13 protein-coding genes are annotated in these 26,243 nt (G+C 70.8%); 3 read left to right on the top strand and 10 right to left on the bottom strand.

Features of this window, described 5'->3' with window-relative positions:
- Positions 1–42 precede the first annotated feature (42 nt).
- The 6 genes from E0F75_RS28185 to E0F75_RS28210 form a co-directional block, all read right to left on the bottom strand.
- Positions 43–504, bottom strand: coding sequence for a hypothetical protein (locus tag E0F75_RS28185; protein WP_229313766.1), 462 nt, complete (start codon positions 502–504; stop codon positions 43–45).
- Entirely contained in the window at positions 501–11,138 is a 10,638-nt protein-coding gene (locus tag E0F75_RS28190; protein ID WP_229313767.1) for a LamG-like jellyroll fold domain-containing protein, read from the bottom strand. Before E0F75_RS28190 ends, E0F75_RS28185 begins: the two co-directional genes overlap by 4 nt.
- A 271-nt stretch (positions 11,139–11,409) precedes the next feature.
- Positions 11,410–12,033, bottom strand: a complete 624-nt coding sequence (locus tag E0F75_RS28195; RefSeq protein ID WP_229313768.1) for a BMP family ABC transporter substrate-binding protein — start codon at positions 12,031–12,033, stop codon at positions 11,410–11,412.
- Positions 12,030–12,368, bottom strand: a complete 339-nt coding sequence (locus E0F75_RS28200; RefSeq protein WP_229313769.1) for a hypothetical protein — start codon at positions 12,366–12,368, stop codon at positions 12,030–12,032. Before E0F75_RS28200 ends, E0F75_RS28195 begins: the two co-directional genes overlap by 4 nt.
- 137 nt (positions 12,369–12,505) lie before the next feature.
- A complete protein-coding gene (locus tag E0F75_RS28205; RefSeq protein ID WP_229313770.1) occupies positions 12,506–13,252 on the bottom strand; it encodes an N-acetyltransferase in 747 nt (248 codons plus the stop codon).
- A 60-nt stretch (positions 13,253–13,312) separates the two neighbouring features.
- A complete protein-coding gene (locus E0F75_RS28210) occupies positions 13,313–14,014 on the bottom strand; it encodes an HNH endonuclease family protein (protein WP_229313771.1) in 702 nt (233 codons plus the stop codon).
- 137 nt (positions 14,015–14,151) lie between these two features.
- Here E0F75_RS28210 and E0F75_RS28215 point away from each other — a divergent pair, with 137 nt between their 5' ends.
- Positions 14,152–15,987 (top strand): VCBS repeat-containing protein, encoded by a 1,836-nt coding sequence (locus tag E0F75_RS28215; RefSeq protein ID WP_229313772.1) that lies wholly within the window; start codon positions 14,152–14,154, stop codon positions 15,985–15,987.
- A 40-nt stretch (positions 15,988–16,027) separates the two neighbouring features.
- Here the strand turns inward: E0F75_RS28215 and E0F75_RS28220 are convergent, their stop codons facing one another.
- Positions 16,028–16,897 carry a hypothetical protein gene (locus E0F75_RS28220; protein WP_229313867.1) on the bottom strand — a complete coding sequence of 290 codons (870 nt, stop codon included), beginning with the start codon at positions 16,895–16,897 and terminating at the stop codon, positions 16,028–16,030.
- Positions 16,898–17,030: 133 nt separating this feature from the next.
- Between E0F75_RS28220 and E0F75_RS28225 the strand changes: the two genes are divergently transcribed.
- Positions 17,031–17,609 (top strand): TetR/AcrR family transcriptional regulator, encoded by a 579-nt coding sequence (locus E0F75_RS28225; protein WP_229313773.1) that lies wholly within the window; start codon positions 17,031–17,033, stop codon positions 17,607–17,609.
- 59 nt (positions 17,610–17,668) lie between these two features.
- Positions 17,669–18,928 (top strand): SGNH/GDSL hydrolase family protein, encoded by a 1,260-nt coding sequence (locus E0F75_RS28230; RefSeq protein ID WP_229313774.1) that lies wholly within the window; start codon positions 17,669–17,671, stop codon positions 18,926–18,928.
- A gap of 55 nt (positions 18,929–18,983) precedes the next feature.
- Here the strand turns inward: E0F75_RS28230 and mfd are convergent, their stop codons facing one another.
- The 3 genes from mfd to E0F75_RS28245 all read right to left on the bottom strand — a co-directional run bounded on the left by mfd (position 18,984) and on the right by E0F75_RS28245 (position 26,191).
- Complete coding sequence (gene mfd, locus E0F75_RS28235; RefSeq protein WP_229313775.1) at positions 18,984–22,523, bottom strand: transcription-repair coupling factor; 3,540 nt, start codon at positions 22,521–22,523, stop codon at positions 18,984–18,986.
- A 261-nt stretch (positions 22,524–22,784) separates the two neighbouring features.
- Complete coding sequence (locus tag E0F75_RS28240; protein ID WP_229313776.1) at positions 22,785–25,355, bottom strand: ABC transporter permease; 2,571 nt, start codon at positions 25,353–25,355, stop codon at positions 22,785–22,787.
- Entirely contained in the window at positions 25,352–26,191 is an 840-nt protein-coding gene (locus E0F75_RS28245) for an ABC transporter ATP-binding protein (RefSeq protein ID WP_374115442.1), read from the bottom strand. Before E0F75_RS28245 ends, E0F75_RS28240 begins: the two co-directional genes overlap by 4 nt.
- Positions 26,192–26,243: the final 52 nt, after the last annotated feature.

Consider the following 26,243-nt stretch of genomic DNA (forward strand, 5'->3'; position numbering starts at 1 on the left):
GCGCGTGTGCCGGCGGAGCCTCTGATGGGGTGCGGTGGGGAACTATTCCGACGGGATCGTCGCGACCGTCACCTGCCCGTCCATCAGGCATTCGATGAGGACGGAACCATCCAGGGGGTGGATCCAGAAGTGCGGTCCGGCGTCGAGGATGTCCCGCGCGTGCCGCACCGCGACGCTCGCGGGCATGATCACGGTCGGCATCAGCAGGTTTCCCCACATGACGGCCACCCGCTCCTCACGCTGCACGTACGGTGCGAGCAGCTCCGCCGCCATCCTCGTCCAGTGCTCCTCGTCGTCCCACCAGAGGCGTTCGTCGTACGAGGCGGCATCGAAATCGAGGACGTCACCGGAGGCGGCCGGGAACCTGTTGACGGTCACTGCTTCCAGCTCCCGGCTCTCGGCATGGTCCAGTCGCACGACATGGCGACCGTCCTCGTCCTGCGGGTCGTTCATGAAAGCCGGAAGGTAGTCCGGCCGGCTTCCGTAGGCATTGGTCTCGGTCATCTCTGCAGCTTCCTGAGCCAAGGGGCGACGGTGTCGGACGGCCAGCGGATCGCGTACTTGCGAACGTTCGCGCCCCTGCCCGTCATGACGTTGATGTGCGCACCCTTCTTACCGTCGACGTCCAGGCGGAACTCCCTGTAGTCGCCGTCGCTCTTCCCGGTGAATCCGGTCACCTTGCCGAAGGTTTCGACGGCGATCTCCAGTCGGCCCCGAAGGGTCTTTCGGGTACCGGTGTCGAGCGAACCGACGATGTCCAGACCGGTGTTCCGCGCGGATTCGAAGGAGTCCCTGTCGAGGGTCACCTCGCTCCTCGGATTGTTCGGGTTGCACTCGCAGACGCTCGAGTGGCCACGCTGGCTGCCACCACAGTTGTGCACCAGCACCGCGTCGCTCGGATCGGCCGCCATGACGGTGTCACCCGCGAACACGAAGTACGTGTGCAGGCCCTCGATGCTCAGGTCGTACGTGGTCCTGTCGGCCTTGTACGACGTGACCTCGACGATCGCCGTCGGGGCACCCTCGCCGTTCTGGAGCTTCTGGCCGACCTGGAGGTCGCCCGCCTGCGTCCAGGCGTTGCGGGTGGACTCGTAGAACTGGTGGTGCTTGGTGGTCTCGATCGTCTTCCGGCCGGCCTTCGCGACGATGGTGACGTCGACGTAGTCGCGGTCGGTCTTCGTGACGATGACCTGCTTGACCTCGTGGATCTCCCTGGTCTTCTTGCCGGGCTCGGCCGTGAGGACCTTGTCGCCCGCCTTGACCTTGGAGATCTCCTTGGTCGTACCGTCCGCCAGCAGCACCGGCGTCTTGCCGGTGAAGCTGTGCGGGGTCCCGCCGCGACGGATCGGGCAGCCCGGACCGGACGAGGCGCCCGGGGAGTCCTTCGCCTTCGGGCCGTTGCCCTTGCCCTTGGCTCCGAACGCGCCGCCCATGACGGCACCGATCGTCGCCGCCTTCGCCGCCCCGGCGACCGAGCAGCCCTCCTCGCTGTTCACACAGGAGGTGCCGTACTCGACCGCGCCCGCGAGGGCTTCCTCGCCGGCGCTCTCCGCGACGTTCGTCGCGATCTTGCCGGCCGTGCCGGAGAGCAGCTTGCCCGCGGCGCTCGCCGCGAGACGACCGCCGACGCCACCGGCGGCACCGGTCACGGCGCCGATGGCGACCGCGCCGAGGAATCCGCCGACCGACTTCGGACCGTCACTCATCGCGTAGCCGACGGCATTGCCCGCGGCGCCCGCGAGGGCGGCGCAGCCGATGGCTCCGACGCCGGCCGTGATCGCGGTGCAGCCCGCGAAGACGGCGATTCCGACGGCGACCGACGCGATGGTCGAGGCGTGCTGCTTGACGAAGTTGGCTGTCGCCTTCGCCGCCTTCTTGACGGCTCTGCCGACCTTCTTGGCTGCCTTGACCACCTTCTTGGCGACGTGTTTGACGGCCTTGGCGACCTTGCGGACCGCCTTCTTCACATGCTTGACGACCTTGTGGGCGACGCGTTTCACGGTCTTGTAGACACGTTTGACGTATCTCTTGACCTTTCTGACGCTGTCGGCCACGTACCGGACGGCCTTTCTCACCGCCCGCTTGGCCCGCTTCACCACCTTCTTGACGGCCCGCTTGACCTTCTTGGCGGCCTTCTTGACGACCTTGGCGACCTTCTTGACGGCCTTCTTGACGTGCTTGTAGGCCGACTTGACGGTCTTCTTGACCTTCTTCGTGACCTTCTTGACGATCTTGTCGGCCCAGCCCGGCCAGTGGCCGGTCGGGTCCATGCCCGTCATCGGGTTGCCGTCCGCGTACGCGTACCGGTTCGCCGAGATCGAGTTCGGGACCCCACTGAGCGAGACCGTGTCACGGCTGTTGAACTGGCCGGTCTCCGGCGAGTACCAGCGCGCGGCCATGTTGACCTTCGCCGTCTCCGGGTCGGTCCAGCCGGACTGGTAGCCCAGCGAGCCGAGCATCGACGCGGACTGGACGACCTTGCCGAACGGCGAGTAGGTCGTCGATCCGGTCAGCGCCTCGCCCGTGGTGGTGAACTGCGCCACCACGTCCGTGTGCAGGTCCGTCAGCGCCAGCGCGGAGCTGACGGCGTTCTTCACACCGACCACGGCGCCCCCGGCGTCACGGCTGTAGGTCGACAGACCGTCCGAGGCCACCTCGTTGCCGGCGCCGCCGTACTTGAAGGAGTAGAGCTCGGTGCCCGTCTCGTCCTTCGCGTTCAGCACCCGGTCGAGACCGTCGTAGGTGTAGGTGCGGTTCCCTTCCTGGATGACCCGGTTGAAGGCGTCCACCTTCATGGTCGTGACCCGGCTGGCCTCGTCCGTCACCGAGCTCAGCGTGCCGCGCGCGGTGTAGGTGTAGGCGCTGTGGCCGTCCGACGTGAGCCGGTTCCGGGCGTCGTAGGTGTAGGTGTCGCCACCCACCCGGGTCCGGTTGCCGGACGCGTCGTAGCCGTAGACCTCGTTCGTCGTCCCGTTGTTCCAGGACATGACGCGGTCGGCCCAGTCGTACGTGTACGTGTTGGCCGACGAACCGGCGAGCCCCGTCGTCGTCTTCGACGTCAGGTTGTCGCTCGCGTCCCACCCGTAGGTGAAGGAGGCGAGCGTCTTGCCGGTCGGCGAGGTCAGCGTGTCGGTGGTCGGGCGCTCCAGCTTGTCGTAGCCGAAGCTGCGCTTCGCCTTGCCCGTGCCGTAGTCGACCGACGTCACATTGCTGTTGACGTCGTAGCCGTACGTCGCCGTCGAGCCCGTCAGACCGTCGTTGGCCGTCTTCAGGCGGCCGGCGGTGTCGTAGCCGAAGGTCGACGTGCCCGAGGCGTCGGTGCGGGAGGTCATCCCGCCGTCGCCGTCGTACGCGAAGGACGAGGAACCCGAGGGCCCGTTCGCCGTCAGGAGCTGACCCCGGTCGTCATAGGAGAAGGTGTTCTTCTCCGTGCCGAGACCGGCGACGGCCGTGACCTGGTCGTCGGCGTCGTAGTCGTACGTGTGGTCGACCGTGGCGGCCTCCGCACCCGTACCCGACTGGCGGACCAGTCGGCTCTTCGCGTCGTACTCGAAGGAGACGTTCACCGCACCCGGAGAACGGGACTCCTTGATCCGGCCCCCACCGTCGTAGACGGCCGTGAACGTCCGGTCCGCGAGGTTCGGATGGGTCGGCGTCGACGGCTCGATCTGCGACTCCGGCATGCCCCACGTGTTGTACGTCGTCAGGAACGGGTTGCCCCGTCCGTCGGTGAAGCGGGTCTGGTTGCCCGCCGCGTCGTACCCGTAGGTCGTGGTGATCGACTCGGTTGCGGAGACCGGCTCGACGACCTTCGTGATCAGACCCGAGGAGTCGTACGTGAAGGTCTTCGTGTGACCGCGGTGGTCGGTGGCCGAGACCATGTTGCCGCCCCGGTCGTAACCGGTGCTCGCCGTACGCAGCACGGCACCCGTCTCGTCCAGGTCGTCCGTCTTCACCAGCTGGCCGAAGCCGTCGTACGTGTTGCGGGTGCCGGTGCCGTCGGGCTCGGTGGCCGTGAGCGGCTGCCCGTCCATGTCGTACGTGAAGCGCGAGACCTTGCCCGCGCCGTCGGTCACCTCGATGACCTCGCCCTCGGCGTTGTACTTGTACGACTCCGTGACGCCCTGCGGCGACACGATCCGGGACAGCTCGCCGCCCGGCGCGTTGTACTCGTTGATCGCCGTGTACGCCCGCTGGGTCGGCTGGCGCACGATGTCCGTGCTGGTCAGCTCGCGGCCCAGGTAGTCGTACGTCATCTCCTGGCGGGCGCCGTTCGGCCGGGTGGCCGACAGCTGGTCGCCGTTGGTGGAGTACGTGTACTTCGTCGTACCACCGCCGGGCTCGGTGACCGAGGCCAGGTCGCCCAGCTGCGTGTAGGTGTACGTGGTGCGGTTGCCGAGCGAGTCGACCTCCGCCGTCACCTGGCCGAGCTTGTTGTACTCGTTGTACGAGGTGGCGCGGATCGGGGCCGACGCACCCGGCGCGAGGTACTCGGGAGACGTCGTCGACAGCTCCTGGCCCTCCGCGTCGTACGCCGTCGTCACCACGTTGCCGAGCGGGTCCGAGGACTCCGTCGCCTCGCCGAAGGTGTTGTACCCGGTCATCGTGACGGGCCGGACGGAGACCGGCGTCCCCCCGTTCTGCTCCGACATGACGGCCGGCTCGGTGACCGAGGTCTGCTGGCCGAGCTCGTCGTAGCCGTAGTCCGTGACGTTGCCCGCGGTGTCCGTCTGGGACACCGGCAGACCGCGCTGGTCCAGCTTCCACGAGGTCGTGCGGACCGAGCTGCCCGCCGCCGGCAGGGTTCCGCCCTTCAGGGCGGTGATCTGCGCCGGGGTGAGCGCCTCGCCGTAGACCTGGACGTCGTCCAGGCCGCCGAGGTGGTTCTCCGCATAGGTGCCCTTGTACCAGCGGCGGCCCAGCTGGAGGGGCCCGGTGGCCTCCCACGGGGTGGAGAACGTCGCGGCGGTGCCGACCTCCGTGCCGTTCACGAACAGGCGCAGCTTCGCCGTCGCCTGGTCGTACACACCGGTCAGGTGCGTCCAGGTGTTGACCGCGACCGCGGCCGTTCCCGAGGACACGCGCACGATCGCGGGGTCGAAGGTGTCGGTGGCGTGCCGGTTGAAGGTCCAGCCGGAGGCCGTCGAGTAGTACAGCTGGAACCCGGAGGCCTCCTTGCCGTCCTGCGCGACGAAGGTCCGGTTGACCGCCGTGGAGGTCAGCTTGACCCAGGCGGAGACCGTGAAGCTGCCGGTCGTGTTCACGACCGGCCCGGTGGTCTGCGCCCACGAGTTGGCGTCACCGTCGAAGACGGCGCTGCCGCCGCGGTCGGTGTTCCAGTGCATGCCGGTGCCGTGGCTGCCGGTGTTGTTGGCGCCGGAGGAGTCGGCCAGGCCGAAGCCCGTCGTCTCGTCCAGCTTGTAGCGGGCCACCGGGGCCGTGGTGCCGTCGTGGCTGGTGGTTCCGGTGATGCTGCCCAGGGCGTCGTACCGGGTGTCCGTGGTGGACACGTCACCCGTCGCCGGGTCGCGGTCCGTCTCCGACACCACGTTGTCGTCCGGGTCGTAGCTGGTCTGCGTGGTCCGGGCGAGCCCGTTGGGGTCGAGGATCTCGGAGACCGTACGGTCGGCCGCGTCCACCGTGAAGGTGGAGCGGGTCTGCCCGTCGTTGGTGACCTGCTCGATCAGGTTGCCCGCGGCGTCGTAGGTGTTCGCCTGCTCCGTGAAGGACTTGCCGGTTCCCGGGTCCTTGCGGGACACGGTGGCCGACAGGCCGTCGTCGGTGTAGGTGTACGCCGTCTGCCAGCCCAGCGAGTCGGTGATCGACGCGAGGCGGCCGGCCGGGTCGTAGGCCCGGGACTCCTGGACGAGCGTCGTCGGAGCCGTCGGGTTGAACGGGTCGCCGGTGTGGTTGAGCAGGCTGGTGGTGAGCGGACGCTGCTCGCCGTCGAAGGTGTAGGTGTTGACGGTCCCCGCGGGGTCCGTCTCCTTCACCTTGTTGCCGTAGACGTCGTACTCGAACGACGTGGTGTCGCCGCCCGGGTCCGTCCTGGTCGCCAGCTGGTTGGTGGCGTCGTAGGTCATCGACGTGACGCGCGCCGTGTCACCGCCGGTGAGGTCCTGGACCGTCTGCGACAGGATGTTGCCGTCGGGGTCGTAGCCCGTGGTCGTCTTCGCCTGGTGCTTGGCGCCGGTGACCCGGTTGGTGACGGACGGGGTCGTCTCGGTGAGGACCTGGTCGTTCTTGTCGTACGTCTGGCTCGTGACCAGACCGGCCGGGTTCGCGTCCGAGACCTCCTTCTTGGAGATCTCGCGGCCCAGCTTGTCGTACGTGTACTCCACCGTGGCGCCGTTGGCGTCGGTGATCTTCGCCAGATCGCCGTTGGCGAAGTAGGTGTACGTGGTCTTCCTGCCGCCCGGCGTCACGACCTGCGACACGAGACCCGCCGGCGTGACCGCCGTACCGCCTTCCGCCGCCGGGGTGGTGGCGGTGGTGTACGTGGTCGAGGCGGTCCGGCCGTTCGGATGACCGGCCACGGGGGGCGTGGTCACCGACAGCAGGCTGCCGCCCGCGTCGTAGGAGTAGCTCGTGAGGTAGGCGTTGTCCGCCGGACCGGACGAGCGCCCGTCCCGCTCCGTCAGGAGCAGGTCGTTGCGCAGGTCCATCGGCGGGAAGGCCGTGGTCGAGTCCGGGTAGAAGGTGTAGTACTCGGTCGAGCACTTGTTCGCGGCCGTGTCCTGGCAGGTGGTCTGGGAGACCGCGTTGCCGCGCACGTCGTGACCGGTGATCGAGCGGTTGCCGTTGGCGTCCGTGATGGTGTGCAGGAAGCCGCCGGTGTCGTACCCGTAGGTGGTGCGGTCGCCCTCGGTGTCGATCGCGGCGAGCAGGCGGTTGCCCATCTCCGCGTCGTACACATAGGTGAGGGTCTTGTCCGTCGGGTCGGTCAGCTTGACCGTCTTGACGGGGGCGATGCCGGAGGACGCCTTGTAGGCGGCCCACTGGGCTGCGACCTCGGCCTCGGCCAGGCCCCTGGAGTGGACCTCGACCTCGGCGAGCGAGCCGGTGAAGTAGCTGAGCGCGCCCGGCGAGCTGGTCCAGTTGGCGGCGAAACCGGCACCGATGTAGGTGCGGCCCGTTGCCTGGCCGTTGGCCGCGCCGGTGCAGGTGCCCTGCTTGACGCCGTCCAGGTAGAGCGTCTGCGTCGTTCCGGTCGCGGACAGCACCGCGTGGTGCCACTTGTCGTCCGTCACCGTCGCGGTGGAGTTCAGGACGCCGTTGCTGCCGCAGGTGCTGGCCCACCAGTGGCCGCGCAGCTTGCCGTCGGCACCGACGTACATCACGTCGCTGTACGCGCCGCCGACACCGGCCGGGTCGTTCAGCGCCCTGGCCTGGTCGGCCATGATGACGCCGGGTTCGGCCGTCTTGAACCACAGTCCGACGGACCGGTCCTGCGTCTGGTGCCAGCCGTTGTGCGGCACCTCCACGAAGGAGGTCGAGCCGTCGAACGTCGCCGCGCTCGCGTCACCCGGGCCGAAGGGGCCCTCGGCGCCCTGGATGACGTTGTTGTACGTGCCGAAGCCGGTGTTCACCTGGTTCGCGGCCTGCGCCGCGCCCTGGGTGTCGTCCATGCGCCAGTAGCCGGCCGGGGCGGAGCCCATGACGGCGGAGCGGTAGACCTGGGACGAGCCGGTGATGGTCGGCGGGTTGAGCTTCCAGGTGCCGCCGTTGCCGTCGGTGGCCTGGAGGACGCGGTCGTCGGTGGTGTCGTAGACGACCGACGCCTGGGTCTTCTGACCGGGCGTGGTGATCTTCTGGAGCAGCCCGGCGGAGCGGGTCGCGGCCTGGTACTGGGTGGTGATCGCGTCGGCCGGCAGCGGCTCGGAGTAGAGCGCGACCTCGGCCATCTGGCCGGTGAAGTGCCCGAGCTTGTCGTTCGCGTTCATGGCCGGCCAGCCACGGGTGTTCACACCCGCGCCGAGGGCGATGTACGGCTGGACCCAGTCGTTGATGGCACCCGTGAGCGAGCCCACCGGGGCACCGTCGAGGTACAGGGTCTGGCTGGTGGCGGCGGCGGTCAGGACCGCCTGGTGCCACTTGCCGTCGGTGACGACCGGCGAGGACACGATGGTCGTCGCGCAGTTCGGCGCCATCGCGAAGCAGCCGCGCAGCTTGCCGTCGGTGCCCACGTACACCGCGGGGGTGTTCTTCGTGGTGTTGGTCACCGGGTCGGGGTCGCTGAGGGGCTTGTCGCCGTAGTAGAAGAGCACGCCTCCGGCGGTGCTCGTCTTGAACCACAGCGAGACGGAGGCGTACGAGGGCGTGGCGCCCGGCGCGGCCGGCATCTCGACGTACGAGGTGGTGCCGTTGAAGGTGGCCGCCTTCTGGGTGGAGCCCGCGAGGGGGCCCGTCCCGCCCAGCGTCACGTTCTTGTACGTGCCGTTGTACTGGCCCTGGTTCGCGTCGAGGGCGTCCTTCGCGACCGTGCCCGAGGTCTCGCCGAGTCGCCAGTAGGCGAACGGGTCGGCGTCGAGGGCCGTGGTGCGGTAGTGGTTGCCGGTGGCGTAGGTGTACGTCGTGCACTTGGACCAGTCGGCAGGCGGGCACACCTTGGTGAGCTGGTCACCGGTGTAGGTGTACTGCCAGGTCTGGACCGAGTTCGCGTCGCCGGCCGTGGCCTGGTCGGTGTAGACGGTCTGGACGTGCCAGGCGGTGGCCGAGGCCGGCTGGTACCAGGTCAGGCCCAGGTTCCGCTTGGAGACCTCGTTCGTGATCTTCGTGAGGCGCTTGTTGGCGTCGTACGTGAACGTCTCGGTGCGGCCCGCGTAGTCCTTGATGGTCTTCAGCGCGTAGGTGCCGGCCTTCGCGGTCGCCTGGGTGAAGGCGTACTCCGTGAAGTCCTTGTCGGTGAGCGCGTAGCCGCCGGTGACGCCTGCGAGGCGCGCGTAGCGGCCCAGCGGGGGCACGAAGGTGCCGTCCGAGTTCCGGCCGAAGGCGACCTGCTCACCACCCGGGTAGGTGATGATCACGCTGGTGAGGGCGCCGGTGCCGTCCTTGACCTCGACGGCCTTCATGTCGACGATCGTCGACCAGCCGGCGCCGAAGGCGGAGTCGACGCGGGGGTCGAGGCTGTTGTAGGAGCGCTCGATCTCCAGCGACGGGCCGATCACCGGCACGTCGGCGTCGGTGTCCTCGGTCGTGTAGTTGCCGTCCGAGGGGTCGAACTCGTGACCGTCGGTGTTCATCGACAGGCCCGAGGTGACCGGCGGCTGCGGCACGGCCGTGGTGAAGCGGCTGCCTTCCACGACGGCCGAGGTGCCGTCGCTGGCCTCCACGTACCAGTCGTAGTTCTTCGACCACTTCAGCTTGCCGGCGGGAACCTTCCAGCTGCCCTTGGTGATCGCACCGGAGGTGGCGATCAGGGCGGGGGTGCCGGTGGCGTCGCCGTCGTAGACCTCGAAGGTGTACGAGAGCGGGTTCGGGCCCTTGTCGGCGTCGGTCGCGACGGCGACCAGCTCCGGCTGGAGGCTGTTGGCCTGGAAGTTGGCCGGCGGGTACTGGGCGTTGATCTGCGGCGCCGAGTTCGGCGTGTAGGTCAGGTCCAGGGCCGGGCGGAAGCCGGCGGTCGCCGAGTTGTCCGAGTGGAACTTCTTCCAGTGGAGCATGTCGTTGGTCGGCGCGGTGAGCGCCAGACCGTAGTTCGCGGCCCCGCCGGCGACGTTGTTGAACCACGTCGTGTTGAGGGAGACCGGCATGCGCGCGCCGACGCTCGCCGAGCCGGAGCTGTTGGAGCAGGAGGCTCCGGGCGCCGGGGTGGCGGTGCCGATCGCGGCGCCGAAGGACGGGCCGGGGTACGCCGTGACGGCGGACGGCGTCCACGACTGCGTGATCGGGTGCACCGAGAACGACTGGGCCGCGCAGGTCGAGGACCACAGGGCGTACACGTTCAGGGTGGCGGCGGTGACCCGCTGCCCCGCGAGCGTGGTGCCGAGGGAGCCGAACTGCAGGAACGAGTTCGTCTTGTTGGTGCCCGAGTCGTACGAGCCGACCTTGATCTGGGTCTCGGTGGAGTGGTCCCCGCCGATGGTGTTCTGCGTGTACGTCGAGTTCGACGCGGTCACCGTCGGGTCGACGGTCACCGGGTAGACCCGCGCGGGGTCGTCGAGCCAGGCGCGGTCGGCGGTCATCCGCAGGGCGGGCTGCCCGTCGGCCTTGCCGTCGACGGTCGTCAGCTCGTAGGTGACGGCCCGGGACTGGGCGCGGTCGCCGGAGCGCGGGTCGATCTCGGAGTCCTCCATGTACGCGTGCGGGATGGTCGCGGTGACCTTGCCGTCGGCGTCGGTGAACTCCACGTCGCCGTCGGCGGCGACGCGGGGGGTGAGGCCCTTGAGGTCGAGCGCGAAGACCCAGGAGTTCCCGGCCTGCGGGGAGCGCAGGACAACGTTCTCCTTGAAGCCCTCGGCGAGCGGCACGAGCTGCACGTCGGTCTCGGGGAGGACCCCGGCGTACGTGAGGGTGCCGTCTGCGTCGACGGTGGGCTCGGTCTTCGCCGCGTCCCGCAGGGCGTAGGCGAGGGAACGGCCCTTGCCGAAGTCGACGGAGGCGAGGGCCTTGTCGGCGGCGGTCGGCGCGAACTCGACGTCGAGGGAGTTGGCCGTCTGCTGGAGACGTCCGTCCTTGTCCTCGGTCAGGCTCGTGTCGATGGCCTTCCACGTGCCGTCCGCGCCCTTGAAGTTGGTGCGGCCGGCGTAGTGGCGGACGGTGGTGGAGCCGTCGGCGTTGACGTAGTGGTCCGAGGTGGCCGTGGACTTCTTCGCGTCGCGCTTGCTGGTGCGCGCGTCGAAGCTCTTGGCGCTGCCCGGCGCCTTGCCGGTGCGGGCCTCGGCGGGGTCGTCGGTCTCCCGCTCGAACAGCGGGAGCTCGCCCTTGCCCTTGCCGGGCTTGCGGCCTGCCTCGCCCTCGAGGCTCGTGGCGTCGGAGGAGGCGTGATGGCTCTTGCCTCGGGCCGTGCCGCCCTGCTGGTCAGGGGTGTCGAGAGGGCTCTCGCTCACCCACTTCCACAACCCCGAGAGGGAGAGTCTGGGCATCTTCACCGGTTCGAGCGTGACGCCCGCGGCGAGCGCCGACTCGGTGGTGAGCATGAGGAACAGTGAGATGAGTACGGAAAGAGCCGTAGCCCTCAGCCTGCGTTTTCCGGTGCGACCCGGTGGGAACAGGCGAGGGCTACGGACCCGGCGTATACGCATGGGCCAGCCTTTACTAACGCGTTGCTTACAAAGCTTCGCGAGCCTGCCCGATGGCAGATCACCAGTTCACACCAGGGTGCCGAACTTTACTCTGGCTTTACTTAATGGAGGGAACCCTTCCGGACAACTCCGTCCGGGGTGCCCGGACAGGGCGCCGGGCGACCCGTCAGTCCTCGCGGGTCAGCCGCTTCACCGTCGCCGTGATGTCGTCCTTGAGGGACGCCCCGGGTGCCACCCGGACCAGGTTGTCGTGGGCCGTACCGCCCGCCTCACCGACCGTCACAAACCGAACCTTCGGGTTCTTTTCCACCGCCGCCTCGACGGCCGCCACCTGCGGGGCACCCGAGGCGACGACGATCTCGCAGTCGCGCTGCACCAGACCGTTGAGGAACGGGCGGGCGTTCTCCACCGACTTCTCGCCCATCACCGGTACGAACGTCACGCGGATGCGCTTGTCCAGGGACGCCGCCTGCATCCCCTCCCAGACGGGGGCCGCCGGCGCCCCGGTCACGATGCCCCGCTCGTCGGTCAGCAGACAGGCGTCGTAGTCCTGATAGGCACGGGCCCGGGTGTCGGGCGGGGTGCCCGGACGTTCCGACCCGGCGAACAGCCAGGCACCGACGAGACCGAGGGCGAGGACCAGGACCGAGCCGAGGGCCCAGCCGGCCCGGCCGCGCAGCGCCCCCGCACCGGCGGCCAGCAGCCCGGGGATCCGGACCGGTCCGGACTCCGCCGCCTCCCTCTTGGCCGCCTCCCGCTCGGCGACGCGCCAGGCGCGACGGGTCTTCACCGGCCGGCCTCCTTGGCGGTGAGGCAGTGCGCCGCCGCCCCCAGGGTGGAGGCCGCGAGCAGCACCACGTCGAGGAGGTACGCGAAGCCGTGGGTCTCCTCGGGCGTCAGCGCGATCTGGAAGCACCAGCCGACCGAGGCCGCCGTGAACAGCAGCGCGGCGAGCCAGTCGCTCCGCGTCCCGCGCCGCAGGGCGAGCGTGAGCGAGGGGACGAACCCGAGGACTCCGAGACTCAGCAGCGGCACCAGCGCGAGCCCGACACGGGCCGGCCGGCCCGGCAGCTCCTTGGGGCGCGGGGACTCCGCGCCCTTCTCCAAGCGGACGGCCTGGTTCACGATTCGCGGGACCTCTCACGGAGGCGCACGCCGGGGTCGGGGCGCACGGGTGTACGACAGGGGACGCCGTACGGTACATCCCCCGCCGCGAAGATCACCCCCGGGGTCCCGCTCCCCCCGGGGGGCACCCCTACGCCTCAGATGCGGTGCCGCACCCACACATTGGGCTCGACGTAGACCGCGTAACCGCGCGAGGCGTCGCAGTGGACGGGCACGAGCGCGCCCTCGACCTCGACCGGGCCGTCCGCGTCGAAGGGCAGGCCGGTCCACTTGCGCCACTGCTCGACCGAGCCGGAGACGGTCATCGAGGCCGGGGCCACCGCCTCGATGACACCGCCCGCGCGCACATGGACGCGCAGCCAGGCGTCGTGCGGCAGGCCGTCGGACTCCCGGGTACGGAACGCGTACTCGTGGATGGAGGACGCGGCCTCCAGGTGCTTGCCGTTGGGGCGGACCGGGGCGACCAGCTCGGAGAAGCCGAGCCGCCCGGCGTTGTCCCGCATGGCGGCCAGCATCCGGTGCGAGAGTCCCTGGCCCAGGGCGCTCGTGTCGACCGTGATCTCGATGGCGCTGACGGTGTCGGCCTCGCGGCCGTGCTTCAGGTCGGAGAACGCCCAGAGCAGCACCTCGTCCCAGCCGCGCGCGGGCAGCTCGCGGCGCCCGTCGACATCGAGGCGGAAGGGAACGCTGAAGCCACGGGCGACGACCTTGCCCTCGGCGTCGGTGGCGACGAGCACGTACTCCGGCAGCTCACGCACGATCCGCCCGATGTTCGCCCAGCCCACCGGGTCGTACATCATGAACTCGGGCCAGAGGTCGCGCATGCCCCACATCGGCCCTTCCAGTTCGGGGCGTTCGGCAAGGGTCGATATGTTCAGGTCCATGAGGGCAGAGTAAAGATCGTTTACCCCCACACCAAGAGGTTTTCCCCTCCGCGGGGAGCGCTACGGAAGTTTCTGCTGCGGGCAGGTGGCGAGGACCCGCTTCATCGCGTCCCGCTCGCCGCCCGTCACCCACACCCCGTACTTCTTCTTCACGGCGATCTGCCGGGCCACGTACGTGCAGCGGTACGCCTTGTTCGGCGGCAGCCAGGTCGCCGCGTCGCCGTCGGACTTGCGGCGGTTGGTGGAGGCGTCGACGGCGAGCAGGTTGAGCGGGTCGTTGGCGAACCGGCGCCGGGTCTCCCCGTCCCACGTGCCCGCGCCCTTCTGCCAGGCGTCGGAGAGCGCGACGACATGGTCGATGTCGACCTTGCTGCGCCCGCGGACGAAGCGGACGGTGGTCCCGGTGTACGGGTCGTCGGTGAGCGTTCCGGAGGCGACCTTGCAGCGACCGTCGGTGAACCGGACGCCGGTCAGGTCGCGCTTGAGTATGTCGTCCCGGGTCCCGCAGCCGTTGCCGTCGACGTCCACCCAGGCCCGGCCGAACCTCTCCCGCTCGTACCCGGTCTTCGGGGCCCGGCCCTTGACGGTGAGGGTGTCCACGGCGGCGAGCGCGGACCCGCGCGCGGCGGGCTTGCCGCCGGAGCCGCCGCCGGGCGGTCCGGAAGGGGAGGAGCCGGCGCCGGTGCCGGGCGTGCAGGCGGCGGTCACCAGGGCGGTGACGGCGAGGGCGGTCGCAGTGAGAGTCTTTCGATACGTCAGCACCCTGGAATCCTAGGCTGGGTGGATACGGGCCACTTCGTCCCCCTTGATTCCCGCGCGAATCACTCGTGGGTCCGACGTGATTCGCGCCGGAAGGTAGCGTTCCGACCTTCCGAGAGACGACTCCTCAGGGGGGACGCATGCAAAGGTCCGGAGTGCTCCGGGCGCTGACGGCCGTACTGGCCTTCATGTGCGCGGGGCTGGTGCTGACAGCACCTCAGGCGCAGGCCGACGTGGTGGGCCCGTCGGCCGCGCCGCCGGTGAGGACGTACACGTACAACATGTGCGGCAGCGGCGGGACCGGCGGGTGCGACGTCAGCGCCGCGGGCAACGAGGCGCGGTACGACGCGATCGTCGGCGAGACGGCGGCGGGCGTCTGGAACGCCGACCACCTCTTCCTCGTCGAGGTCTGCAGGTACCAGTTCGACGACCTGAAGGCCCGTCTCGGCAGCCGCGGATACACCGGCCGGTACGTCGAGACCGTCCCCGCCGGCAACCTCGGGTCGCTCTGCAAGGACCCGGTCGGGACCACCACCCCGAGCTACGGCATGGCCACCTTCGTCAGGGGCCTCGTCGTCGACGGCGTCGACCTCACCCTGGACACCCGGGCCGCGATCCTGGCGACCGTCCCGGGGTCGAACGCGGAGGACATCAAGGCCCCCTGCGTCAAGGCCTGGGTGCAGTCCCGCCTGACCTGGGCGTGCTCCGTGCACCTCTGGTGGGGCCTCCCCACCCTCCCCGCCAACCCGACCACCCAGCAGCAGGCGATGCACGCGGTGATGACCAGGGAGGCCGACAAGCTGGCCGCCCAGGCCAGGACCTGGGAGGACGCGGGCATCCCCGTCGTCCTCGGCGGCGACTTCAACTCCTCCCCGTGGGGCGACGTCCTCGACCGCTTCTACGAGGCCGGTGCCGGTGAGGGCGGCCACGGCACGTTCGCCGAGGCCGACGAGACCGACGCCGACCGCTTCGGGATGCGCGGCACCCTCTGCGCCGCCCCGGCCGCACGCTGCCGCAGCGGGCAGCTCACCAAGCTCGACGCGGCACACACGGCGCGGACGCAGAAGCTCGACTACACCTTCTTCAGCTCCCGGTACTTCCGCGGCGAGGTGGGCGACGTGCCTCCCGAGCCGAGGACGCCGACCGCAGGGAAGTGGATCTCCGACCACCTGCCGATCCGCGGCGCGGCCTACTGGGAGGACTGCGTCGCCTACGGCGCCGGCCCCGGCGCCGTGTTCCGGCGGGACGCGGCCGGCGGGCTGTACCGCTACGAAGGCCGGGCCGACGGCGCCGGCGCCGGCGTGGCCAAGCCGTGCAAGGTCGGCACCGGCTGGTCCGGGATGAAGCGGGTGGCTCGCCAGGGCACGACCCTCGCCGCCGTCGACGCGGTCGGCGACCTGTGGCACTACGAGGCCGCCGCCTCCGACGGCTCGTACTCCGGCGGCTCCGGCCGTACGGCGGCGGGGACCGGGTTCGGGAACGACGACCTGCTCCTCGCCCCCGGGGACGCCGACGGTGACGGCGTCGCCGACCTGATCACCCGCGACTCCACGGGCGCGCTCTGGCTCCACAAGGGGACCGGCCCGCACGGCTACGCCCCGCGCACCCGCATCGCCGACATCGACGGCGACGGCGGCACCTGGGGCGGCTACCGGTCCGTGGTCGCCGTCGACTTCGACCGGGACCTCACCGGCCCGAAGGCCGCCGACCTCCTCGCGGTCGACGCCGGCGGCCGGCTCTGGTTCCACCGGGGGAACGGCGACGGAACGTTCTCGGCGCGCCAGGCCATCGGCACCAACTGGACCGTCTACGACGTCCTCGTCGCCCCCGGCGACCTGGACGGCGACGGAAGGCCGGACCTGGTCGGCCGCGAGGCCGGGGGTGACCTCTACTCCTACGAGGGCGACGGCGCCGGAGGCTACGCCCCGCGCGTGAAGATCGGTTCGAGCTTCTCCTCGGGCGAGCTGCTCTTCTGATCGGGCGAACAGCTCTTCCGCATCACCTGACGCTCCGGCCTCACACCTTGCCGATGCCGAGGGTGTTCTCGGCGGGGAGCAGGCCGGAGCCGATCGCCGACAGCCAGGGGCCGCCGAGGAGTTCGGCGAGCCGGGCCGTGTCCTCGGGGCCGAGGGCGGTCCAGGGCGCGGCGGCCAGTTCGTCCGTACGCTGCTCGACCTCGGCGCGCAGGGCGCGGCCCTCGTCGGTGACTGCCCCGTCCGCGTCCAGGATCCCGCGGGCGGTGAGGCGCTCGCGGGCGGCCGCCCACTCGGCCGTGCTCCAGCCCCGGCTCTCGAAGACCGGCTCGGGGGCGGCGCCGATCGCCGCGAAGGAGACGAGCGCCTCGACCGGGTCGAGCCCGGCGACGAGGAGCGCGGCGAGATGGCCGTCGCCGCGGTGCTCGCGCAGGATCGTCGCGGCCTGCCAGAGGACGAGGTGCGGGGCCTCGGGCCAGGGCAGGGCGGCGTTGGCGGCGGCGAGGGTTCGCCCCGCCGTCCCGGCCGCCTCGGCGGCGCGGCGGGCGAGGGCGGCGGCCTCGGCGAGCTCGGGGCTCTTGACCGTGTCCTCACCGAGGACGGCCCGGTAGGTACGGTCGACGGCCCGGAGGCGGGCGGCGAGTACGGCGGCAGGGACGGCTGCGGGGTCGTCCGCGGAGGTCTCCGCGGAGCCCTCGCCGGCCTCCGGCACATACCGCGCGACCATCGCAGGACTGAAGCTGTAGAACGCCGAGGCCACCCGGGCCGGTCCGGGCGCGCCCAGCGGGGCGGAGCGCCAGGCGAAGTAGGAGGGCCAGCGCTCGGCGGTGTCGAAGCCGAGGGCCGCGGCCTCGTCGAAGGCCTCGGGGGCGTAGTAGAGCAGGGCGTGCAGCGGTTCGAGCAGGTGCCACATCTGACGTACGCGTCCGGTTTCCACAGCGGTCTCCCTAGTGATCGAGTACCGACCCACCCATCGACTTGTCACTGACTAGATTGCTCCGGCCCCGCAAACTTGTCAATGCCTAGATACCGGCTAGGCTGCTGCCATGACGAGCCGGAAGACCTACCACCACGGCGACCTGCGGCAGGCCGTCCTCGACGCCGCCCTCGACGTCATCGCCGCCGAGGGCCCCGGGGCGCTCAGCCTGCGCGACCTCGCGCGCCGCGCGGGCGTCTCGCACGCCGCGCCCGCCCACCACTTCAAGGACCGCACCGGACTCCTCACCGCGATCGCCGCCGAGGGGTACGACCTCCTGGCCGCGGCCCTGGCCGGGACGCCCGAGCTGCGCGAACGCGGCGTGCGGTATGTGCGGTTCGCGACGGACCACCCCGCCCACTTCCAGGTCATGTTCCAGCCGGAGCTGCTGCGCACCGACGACCCGGACCTCGTCGCCGCCAAGGAGCGCGCCTCCGCCGAACTCCGCGCGGGCGTGGCCGACCTGCCGGACGTCCCCGACGCCCGCGCGGCCGGCATCGCGGCCTGGTCACTCGCCCACGGCTTCGCGACCCTGCTCCTGACGCGGAACATCACGGCGGCACTGGGCGATCAGGGCCCGGAGGAGTACTTCCGCTCCCTGACCGGCCTGCTCTTCACCGGCCAACTCGCGACGGGGTCACGCGACTAGACGGCACATCATCTCGGCCGTCCGGGAATACCCCGCGTCGGCACGTAATTGACGCAAGCATGGAAACGACGAACACCCTGCGCCGCTCCGCCATAGCCCTCCTCACCGCCGCCGCCCTCGGACTGGCCCCCACCGCACTCGCCGACACCGGCCACCAGGGCCCCTCCTGGCGCGCCGCCTGGGCCGCGTCGCCGCAGTCGCCGACCGCGCCGTTCACCGCCAACTGGTCACAGCAGGGCTTCGACAACCACACCGTCCGCCAGGTCGTCCGGGTCACCACCAGCGGCAACCGGGCCCGGATCGAGCTGACGAACCGCTACGGCTCCACTCCGCTGCGGATCGCGGGCGCGACCGTCGCCCGTACCGCCGAGGGCAGCGCCGTACGCCCCGGCTCCGTGCGCCGACTTCGCTTCGACGGGCAGACGGCCGTGACGATTCCCGCCGGCGGCACGCTCCTCAGCGACGCGGCGAACGTCCCCGTCGAGGCCTTCGATTCGCTCACCGTCACCCTCTACCTGGCGGAGAAGACCGGCCCGGCCACCTTCCACCACATCTCCTCGGCCACCAGCTACCGGGCCGACGGCGACCACCGCGCCGACCTGACCGGCGCGGCCTTCCAGGAGACCAGCGCGTCCTGGTACTTCCTCTCCGGAGTCGAGGTCACCGGCGGCCGCGAGTCCGGACGCCGGAACGGCGTCGTGACCTTCGGCGACTCCATCACCGACGGCGTCGGCTCCACGGTCGACACCGACCGCCGCTACCCCGACGCGCTGGCCGAGCGCCTCGCCGAGGCCGGGCGTCCGCGCGCCGTCGTCAACCACGGCATCGCGGGCAACCAGGTCGTCAACGACACCACCTGGGCGGGCGAGAAGGGCCTCAAGCGCTTCCGGCAGGACGTACTGGCGGAGCCCGGCGTCCGGACCGTGATCGTCCTCGAAGGCATCAACGACATCGGCGGCAGCACGGCGACCTTCCCCTCCGCGCCCACCCCCGACGTCTCCGCCGCGCAGCTGATCGCGGGCCACCGCACGCTGATCCGCGAGGCCCACGCGAAGGGCCTCAAGATCGTCGGCGCGACCCTCACGCCGATCAAGGGCTCCTTCTACGACAGTCCGGCCAACGAGGCCAAGCGGGACGCCGTCAACGACTGGATCCGCACGTCCGGCGCGTACGACGCGGTCGTCGACTTCGACCGCACGGTCGCGGACCCCGCGGACCCGGACCGCATCCTCCCCGCGTACGACTCGGGCGACGGCCTCCACCCGAACGACGCGGGCTACGAGGCGATGGCCGGAGCGCTCGACCTCGACGAGCTCTGACAGCGGAGACCCGACCGGCCCCGGGCAGCCGCCCGGGGCCGGTCGGGTCAGCGCGTCACGACCCCAGGATCGTCGTCAGGAACTCGCCGGTCCACGCCAGGAGTTCACGCCCGACCACCGGCTTCCCGCCGATCTTGCCCGACGCCGGGCGCGGCACCAGGATCTGGTGGACGGCCGGCTTGATCACCGTACGCGGGTAGAGGCGCTTCAGGCGCAGCTCCTGCGACTCCCTCAACTCCACCGGCGCGAAGCGGATGTTCGGGCCCTGGAGGACGATCTCGCCGACGCCGCACGCGCGCGCCAGCATGCGCAGGCCCGCCACCAGCAGGAGGTTCTCGACCGGTTCCGGCAACTTGCCGTAGCGGTCGGTGAGTTCCTCGCGGACCGCCCTGATGTCCTCCTCCGAGTTCGCCGAGGCGATCGAGCGGTAGGCCTGGAGGCGGAGCCGCTCGCCCGGGGCGTAGTCGTGCGGCATGTGGGCGTCGACCGGGAGCTCGATCTTGACCTCCAGCGGGGCCTCCTCCTCCACCCCGCCCTCCAGCTGCGCCCGGTAGTCCGCGACCGCCTCGCCGACCATCCGGACGTACAGGTCGAAGCCGACGCCCGCGATGTGGCCGGACTGCTCGCCGCCGAGCAGGTTGCCCGCGCCGCGGATCTCCAGGTCCTTCATCGCCACGTACATGCCCGCGCCCATCTCGGTGTGCTGGGCGATCGTCGCGAGCCGCTCGTGCGCGGTCTCGGTGAGCGGCTTCTCCGGCGGGTACAGGAAGTACGCGTAGCCGCGCTCCCGGCCACGGCCGACGCGGCCGCGCAGCTGGTGGAGCTGCGAGAGACCGAAGTTGTCGCCGCGCTCGACGATCAGGGTGTTGGCGTTGGAGATGTCGATGCCCGATTCGACGATGGTCGTGGAGACGAGGACGTCGAACTTCTTCTCCCAGAAGTCGACGACGACCTGCTCAAGGGCCGTCTCGGACATCTGGCCGTGAGCCGTCGCGATCCGCGCCTCGGGGACGATCTCGCGCAGCCGCGCCGCCGCCCGGTCGATCGAGTCGACCCGGTTGTGGATGTAGAAGACCTGGCCCTCGCGCAGGAGTTCACGCCGGATCGCGGCGCCGATCTGCTTCTCCTCGTACGGGCCGACGAAGGTGAGGACCGGGTGGCGCTCCTCCGGCGGGGTGGTGATCGTGGACATCTCGCGGATGCCCGTCACCGCCATCTCCAGGGTGCGCGGGATCGGGGTCGCCGACATGGTCAGCACGTCGACGTTGGCACGGAGCTTCTTCAGCTGCTCCTTGTGCTCGACGCCGAAGCGCTGCTCCTCGTCGACGATGACCAGGCCGAGGTCCTTGAACCTGGTCTCGGAGGCGAAGAGCCGGTGGGTGCCGATGACGATGTCGACCGAGCCCTCCCGCATGCCCTCCAGGGTCGCCTTCGCCTCGGTGTCCGTCTGGAAGCGGGACAACGCCCGTACCTTCACCGGGAACTGGGAGTACCGCTCGGAGAAGGTCCCGAAGTGCTGCTGCACGAGCAGCGTCGTCGGTACGAGGACCGCGACCTGCTTGCCGTCCTGCACCGCCTTGAAGGCCGCGCGGACCGCGATCTCCGTCTTGCCGTAGCCCACGTCGCCGCAGATCAGACGGTCCATGGGGACGGTCTTCTCCATGTCCTCCTTCACCTCGGCGATGGTGGAGAGCTGGTCGGGCGTCTCCGCGTACGGGAAGGCGTCCTCCAGCTCGCGCTGCCACGGGGTGTCCGGGGCGAAGGCGTGCCCGGGGGCCGCCATCCGCGCGGAGTACAGCTTGATGAGGTCGGCCGCGATCTCCTTGACGGCCTTCTTCGCGCGCGCCTTCGTCTTCGTCCAGTCCGCGCCGCCGAGCCGGTGCAGGGTCGGCGCCTCGCCGCCCACGTACTTGGTGACCTGCTCCAGCTGGTCGGTCGGGATGTACAGCCGGTCGCCGGGCTGGCCGCGCTTGGCGGGGGCGTACTCGACAAGGAGGTACTCGCGGGTCGCGCCCTGCACGGTCCGCTGGACCATCTCCACGTACCGGCCGACACCGTGCTGCTCGTGCACGATGTAGTCGCCGACCTCCAGGGTCAGCGGGTCGATGGTCTTGCGGCGCTTGGCCGGCATCCGCTGGCCGTCCTTGCCGGCCGCCTTCTGGCCGGACAGGTCGGTCTCGGTGAGGACGGCCAGCTTGAGGGCCGCGTCGACGAAGCCGTAGTCGATGGAGCCGGTCGACACGTGCACGACCGAGGGGGCGATCTCCGTCAGGTCCGCGTCGAGGCGGGCCGCGATGCCCTCGCCGCCGAGGACCTCGACCGTACGCGTCGCGGGGCCGTGGGCCTCCGTGACGTAGACCGTGCGCCAGCCGTCGGCCAGCCAGCCCTTGGTGTCGGCCAGCGCGCGTGCGGTGTCGCCGCGGTACGACTCGGGGGCGTGCATGCCGAGCGTGAGGGTGTCCCCGTCGGCGCCGTCGGCCGTCGCGTCCGCCGCGAACGGCGACACCGACCACCAGGACATCCCCAGTTCGCGCGCCCGGTCCCGGACGTCCGCGATCCCCCACAGGGAGGCCGCGCCGACGTCGATCGGGGCCTCGCCGCCGCCGGCCGTGGCCGCCCAGGACGCCTGGAGGAACTCCTGCGACGTCGCCACCAGGTCCGAGGCCCGGGTCCGCACCCGCTCCGGGTCGCAGACCACGGCCATGGCGCCCTTCGGGAGGACGTCGAGCAGCAGCTCCATGTCGTCGACGAGGACCGGCGCGAGGGACTCCATGCCCTCGACCGCGATCCCCTCCGCGATCTTGTTGAGGAGCTCGCCCAGCTCCGGGTGCTCCTCGGCGAGCGCCGCCGCCCGCTCCCGTACGTCCGCGGTGAGCAGCAGCTCGCGGCAGGGCGGCGCCCAGAGTCCGTGCTCGGCCACTTCGAGGGACCGCTGGTCGGCGACCTTGAAGTACCGGATCTCCTCGACGTCGTCGCCCCAGAACTCGACCCGGAGCGGGTGCTCCTCGGTCGGCGGGAAGACGTCCAGGATGCCGCCGCGCACGGCGAACTCGCCGCGCTTCTCGACCAGCTCCACCCGGGAGTACGCGGCGGCCGCGAGGCCCTCCACGATCTCGTTCAGGTCGGCCGTCTGCCCGCTCCGCAGCGCCACCGGCTCCAGGTCGCCGAGTCCCTTGACCTGGGGCTGGAGGACGGAGCGGATGGGGGCGACGACGACGCTCACCGGGCCGGCCGCCGGGTCGTCGTCCCGCGGGTGCGCGAGACGGCGCAGTACGGCGATACGGCGGCCGACGGTGTCGGAGCGGGGCGAGAGCCGCTCGTGCGGCAGGGTCTCCCAGGAGGGGTACTCGACGACCGTGTCCGGGTCGAGCAGTGACCGCAGCGCGGCGGCGAGGTCCTCGGCCTCCCGCCCGGTCGCGGTCACCGCGAGCACCGGCCGCCCCGAGTCCCGGGCGAGCGCGGCGACGGCGAAGGGCCGGGCGGCCGCGGGACCGACCAGGTCCACGTGCGGGCGGTTCCCGTCGGCGGCGGCCTTCACGGCCTCGGTGAGGGCCGCGTCCTTGACGACGACATCGAGCAGACCGTGCAGGCTCATGAAGCTTTCCATCCCGAGGGGTGACGGGGGCGGGCAACGCGAACAGCCCGACACGTCGCACGGGCCGGGGTGGTCCCGGGCGCGTACGGCCCGGTCGTCCCCCAGCCTACGACGTGCCACTGTCACTCGCCCGAAGGAAAGGGGCCACCCGGGAGAGTGACGCGGCCGGCTCCGGGCCGCTCCTGGGACCGGTACGGCCCCGGTGCGCGTGCGCACCGGGGCCGTACTCCCCCGTTTCCCCCGTTCCGTCCCGCGACCGCGCTACTCGCTCGCGATCGCGTTCAGGACGTTCATGCGGCCCGCCCGGAAGGCCGGGACCAGCGCCGCGAACAGACCCACGAAGGCCGAGCCGACGAAGACCGTCAGGATCGTCGGCCAGGGGATCTCCAGGACCCCGAGGCCCTCCAGGGCGAGGAGCTTCTGGGCGGCCGTGCCCCAGCCCATGCCCAGGCCGAGGCCGAGCAGCGCACCGAACAGGGCGATCACCACCGACTCCAGGCGGATCATGCGGCGCAGCTGGCGGCGGGAGAGGCCGATGGCCCGCATGAGGCCGATCTCCCGGGTCCGCTCGACGACCGACAGGGCCAGGGTGTTCACGACGCCCAGGATCGCGACGACGATCGCCAGGGCGAGGAGCCCGTACACGATGTTGAGCAGCTGTCCGACCTGGTCCTGCAGCTGTTCCTTGTAGTCGGCCTGGTTGCTCACCTTGTACTGCGGGTACGGCACGAGCGCGTCCTTGAGGGCCTGGTAGGCCTCGGTCTCCTGGCCGTCCTTCGCGCTGGCGAGCAGGAGCAGGCTCTGCGGCATGCGGTCGGCGGGGACGTACTCGGCGAGGGTGGTGACGTTGGTGTACATCGCCCCGTTGTCGACCTGGCCCGTGTCCGCGGTGATCGCCGCGACCTTCAGCTTCGCCTTCTCGCCGCCCTTGAACGCGACGGTCAGCACGTCGCCGACCTTCACCCGGTGCTCGGTGGCGTAGTCGCTGCCGACCGACATCGCGCCCTTGCCGTACGCGTCGGTGAGGGTGCCTGCGGTGGTCTCCCGGCGCAGGTCCTTCACGTACGACGGTTCGGTGGCGGCCAGGTCGGCCGTCGTGGTCTTGCCGTGCGGGTCGGTGACGGTGGCGTCGACCCACCGGTACTCGGTGACGTGGTCCAGGCCCGGGGCCTTCTCCAGGGCCGCCTGGGCCTGCGGGACGATCGGCTGCCCGGTGCCGGACTGCACGATGAAGTCGGCTCCGACGGACCGGTCCAGCTCGTCGGTGGCCGACGCGACCATCGAGGAGCCGACGACCGACAGGGCTGCGACGAGCGCGAGGCCGATCATCAGGGCCGCGGCGGTGGCGCCGGTGCGGCGCGGGTTGCGGAGCGCGTTCCGCTCGGCCATCCGGCCGACCGGGCCGAAGATCCGCAGGACGACGACGCCGAGGGCGCGGACGACCGCACCCGCGAGGAGCGGGCCGACGACGACGAAGCCGAGGAGGGAGAGGAAGACGCCGAGGCCGAGCCAGAGGGAGCCGGGGCCGGCCTCCTCGGCGCGGGACGCCGCCACGAGCGCGGCCGCTCCGGCGGCGGTGAGGGAGAGACCGATGCCGCCGCGGATCCGGCCGGCCCTGCCGTCGGCGGGGGTGCCCGCGTCGCGGAGGGCTGCCATCGGGGAGATCTTCCCGGCGCGGCGGGCCGGGATGTAGGCGGCGAGGACGGTGACGACGATGCCGAGGACCAGGCCGACGGCCGGGGTCGTCCACTTGACGGTGAGGTCGTCGGTGGAGAGCTCCATGCCGATCGAGGACATGAGCTTCATCAGTCCGACGGCGAGTCCGACGCCGGCGGCGACTCCGGCGACGGAGCCGACGAGTCCGAGCAGCAGCGCCTCGATGAGGACGGAACGGTTCACCTGCTTGCGGCTGGAGCCGATGGCCCGCATGAGGCCGATCTCGCGGGTGCGCTGGGCGACCAGCATCGAGAAGGTGTTGACGATGAGGAAGATGCCGACGAGGAAGGCGATCCCGGCGAAGCCGAGCATCGCGTACTTCATGACGTCGAGGAAGCCGGCGACGTCCTCGCGGCCCGCGTCGGCGGCCTCGGCGGCCGTCTGCAGCGTGTAGCCGTCGCCGATCGAGGCGGCGATGCTCGCCTTGAGGGTGTCGTCGCTGACCCCGGTCTTGGCGTCGGCCGCGATCTGGGTGAACAGGCCTTCCTTGCCGAGGAGTTCGCGCTGCGCGACGGGCGTCTCGAAGTAGACGACCGTGGCGCCCGGATTGGTGACCTTGAACTCGACGATGCCGGAGATCCGCGCGGTGAAGTCACCCACGACGGAGATCGTCCGCAGCTCGTCGCCGAGCTTCAGGCCGTGCTTCTCGGCGGTGTCGCCGTCGACGACCACCTCGGTGGGACCGCGCGGCTCGTGGCCGGAGGCCATCTCCACCGAACGGAGCTCGTTGGGAGTCCAGTTGACGGCGATGGTCGGCGCGCCGCTGGTGGGCCCGACGTTCTTGTTCTTCGCGTCGACGACGGTGACGCCGGTGGAGACGACCGCGCCCTGCGCGGCCTGGACGCCGTCGGTCTTCCGGACCTGCTCGACCAGCGAGGCGGGGAAGGCCTCGGGACGGCCGCCCTGGGACACTTCGCCGGGGTCGGTGTCCTTGGGGCTGACGGTGACGTCGGAGGCGGTCGACGCGAACAGCTTGTCGAACGTCGTGTTCATGGTGTCGGTGAACACGAGGGTGCCGCTGACGAACGCGACGGAGAGCAGGACGGCGATGGCGGAGAGCGCCATACGTCCCTTGTGCGCGAGGAAGTTGCGCAGCGAGGTCTTCAGGACGCTCATGACGTCCGCCCGCGCGCGTCGAAGTCCTTCATGCGGTCGAGGACGGCGTCGGCGGTCGGCCGGAGCATCTCGTCCACGATCCGTCCGTCGGCGAGGTAGAGAACCCGGTCCGCGTAGGAGGCGGCGACCGGGTCGTGCGTGACCATGACGATCGTCTGGCCCAGCTCGTCGACCGAGGTGCGGAGGAAGCCGAGGACCTCGGCGCCCGCCCGCGAGTCCAGGTTTCCGGTCGGCTCGTCACCGAAGATGATCTCGGGCCGGGCGGCGAGGGCGCGGGCCACGGCCACCCGCTGCTGCTGGCCGCCGGAGAGCTCGTTCGGGCGGTGCTTGAGGCGCTCGGAGAGACCGACGGTGTCGACGACGCGGCGCAGCCACTCGGCGTCGGGCTTGCGGCCGGCGATGTCCATCGGCAGCGTGATGTTCTCGATGGCGCTCAGCGTCGGCAGCAGGTTGAACGCCTGGAAGATGAAGCCGATCCGGTCCCGGCGCAGCTGCGTGAGCTTCTTGTCCTTGAGCCGGGTGATCTCGGTCTCGTCGAGGAAGATCTCGCCGCTGGTGACGGTGTCGAGCCCGGCGAGGCAGTGCATCAGCGTCGACTTGCCGGAACCCGAGGGTCCCATGATCGCGGTGAACTGTCCGCGGGCGATGTCGACGTCGACGGAGTCCAGCGCGACGACCCGGGTCTCCCCGGAGCCGTACGCCTTGACGACCTGACGCGCCCGCGCGGCGACGGCCGTACGCCCACCCGCCGCCCGACCACCGCCCCCCAACGAGGCGCCGCGCGCCGCACCTTCATCGTCTCCCCCGTGCCTGGGGATGGTCACAGCCGTGGTCACGGTTTTCTCCTAGCGATGGCGTGGAGCAGTGGGTGGGTTTGTAAGTTCAAGT

This window comes from Streptomyces sp. CB02980 (genome assembly GCF_014451325.2).
In the GTDB taxonomy this organism is placed as follows: Bacteria; Actinomycetota; Actinomycetes; order Streptomycetales; family Streptomycetaceae; genus Streptomyces.

Bases quoted from the DNA above. Each gene is read 5' to 3' on its own strand.
- E0F75_RS28185 (WP_229313766.1), bottom strand. From the start codon at position 504: ATGACCGAGACCAATGCCTACGGAAGCCGGCCGGACTACCTTCCGGCT.
- E0F75_RS28190 (WP_229313767.1), bottom strand. From the start codon at position 11,138: ATGCTCACCACCGAGTCGGCGCTCGCCGCGGGCGTCACGCTCGAACCG.
- E0F75_RS28205 (WP_229313770.1), bottom strand. From the start codon at position 13,252: ATGGACCTGAACATATCGACCCTTGCCGAACGCCCCGAACTGGAAGGG.
- E0F75_RS28215 (WP_229313772.1), top strand. From the start codon at position 14,152: ATGCAAAGGTCCGGAGTGCTCCGGGCGCTGACGGCCGTACTGGCCTTC.
- E0F75_RS28220 (WP_229313867.1), bottom strand. From the start codon at position 16,897: ATGTGGCACCTGCTCGAACCGCTGCACGCCCTGCTCTACTACGCCCCC.
- E0F75_RS28225 (WP_229313773.1), top strand. From the start codon at position 17,031: ATGACGAGCCGGAAGACCTACCACCACGGCGACCTGCGGCAGGCCGTC.
- E0F75_RS28230 (WP_229313774.1), top strand. From the start codon at position 17,669: ATGGAAACGACGAACACCCTGCGCCGCTCCGCCATAGCCCTCCTCACC.
- mfd (WP_229313775.1), bottom strand. From the start codon at position 22,523: ATGAGCCTGCACGGTCTGCTCGATGTCGTCGTCAAGGACGCGGCCCTC.
- E0F75_RS28240 (WP_229313776.1), bottom strand. From the start codon at position 25,355: ATGAGCGTCCTGAAGACCTCGCTGCGCAACTTCCTCGCGCACAAGGGA.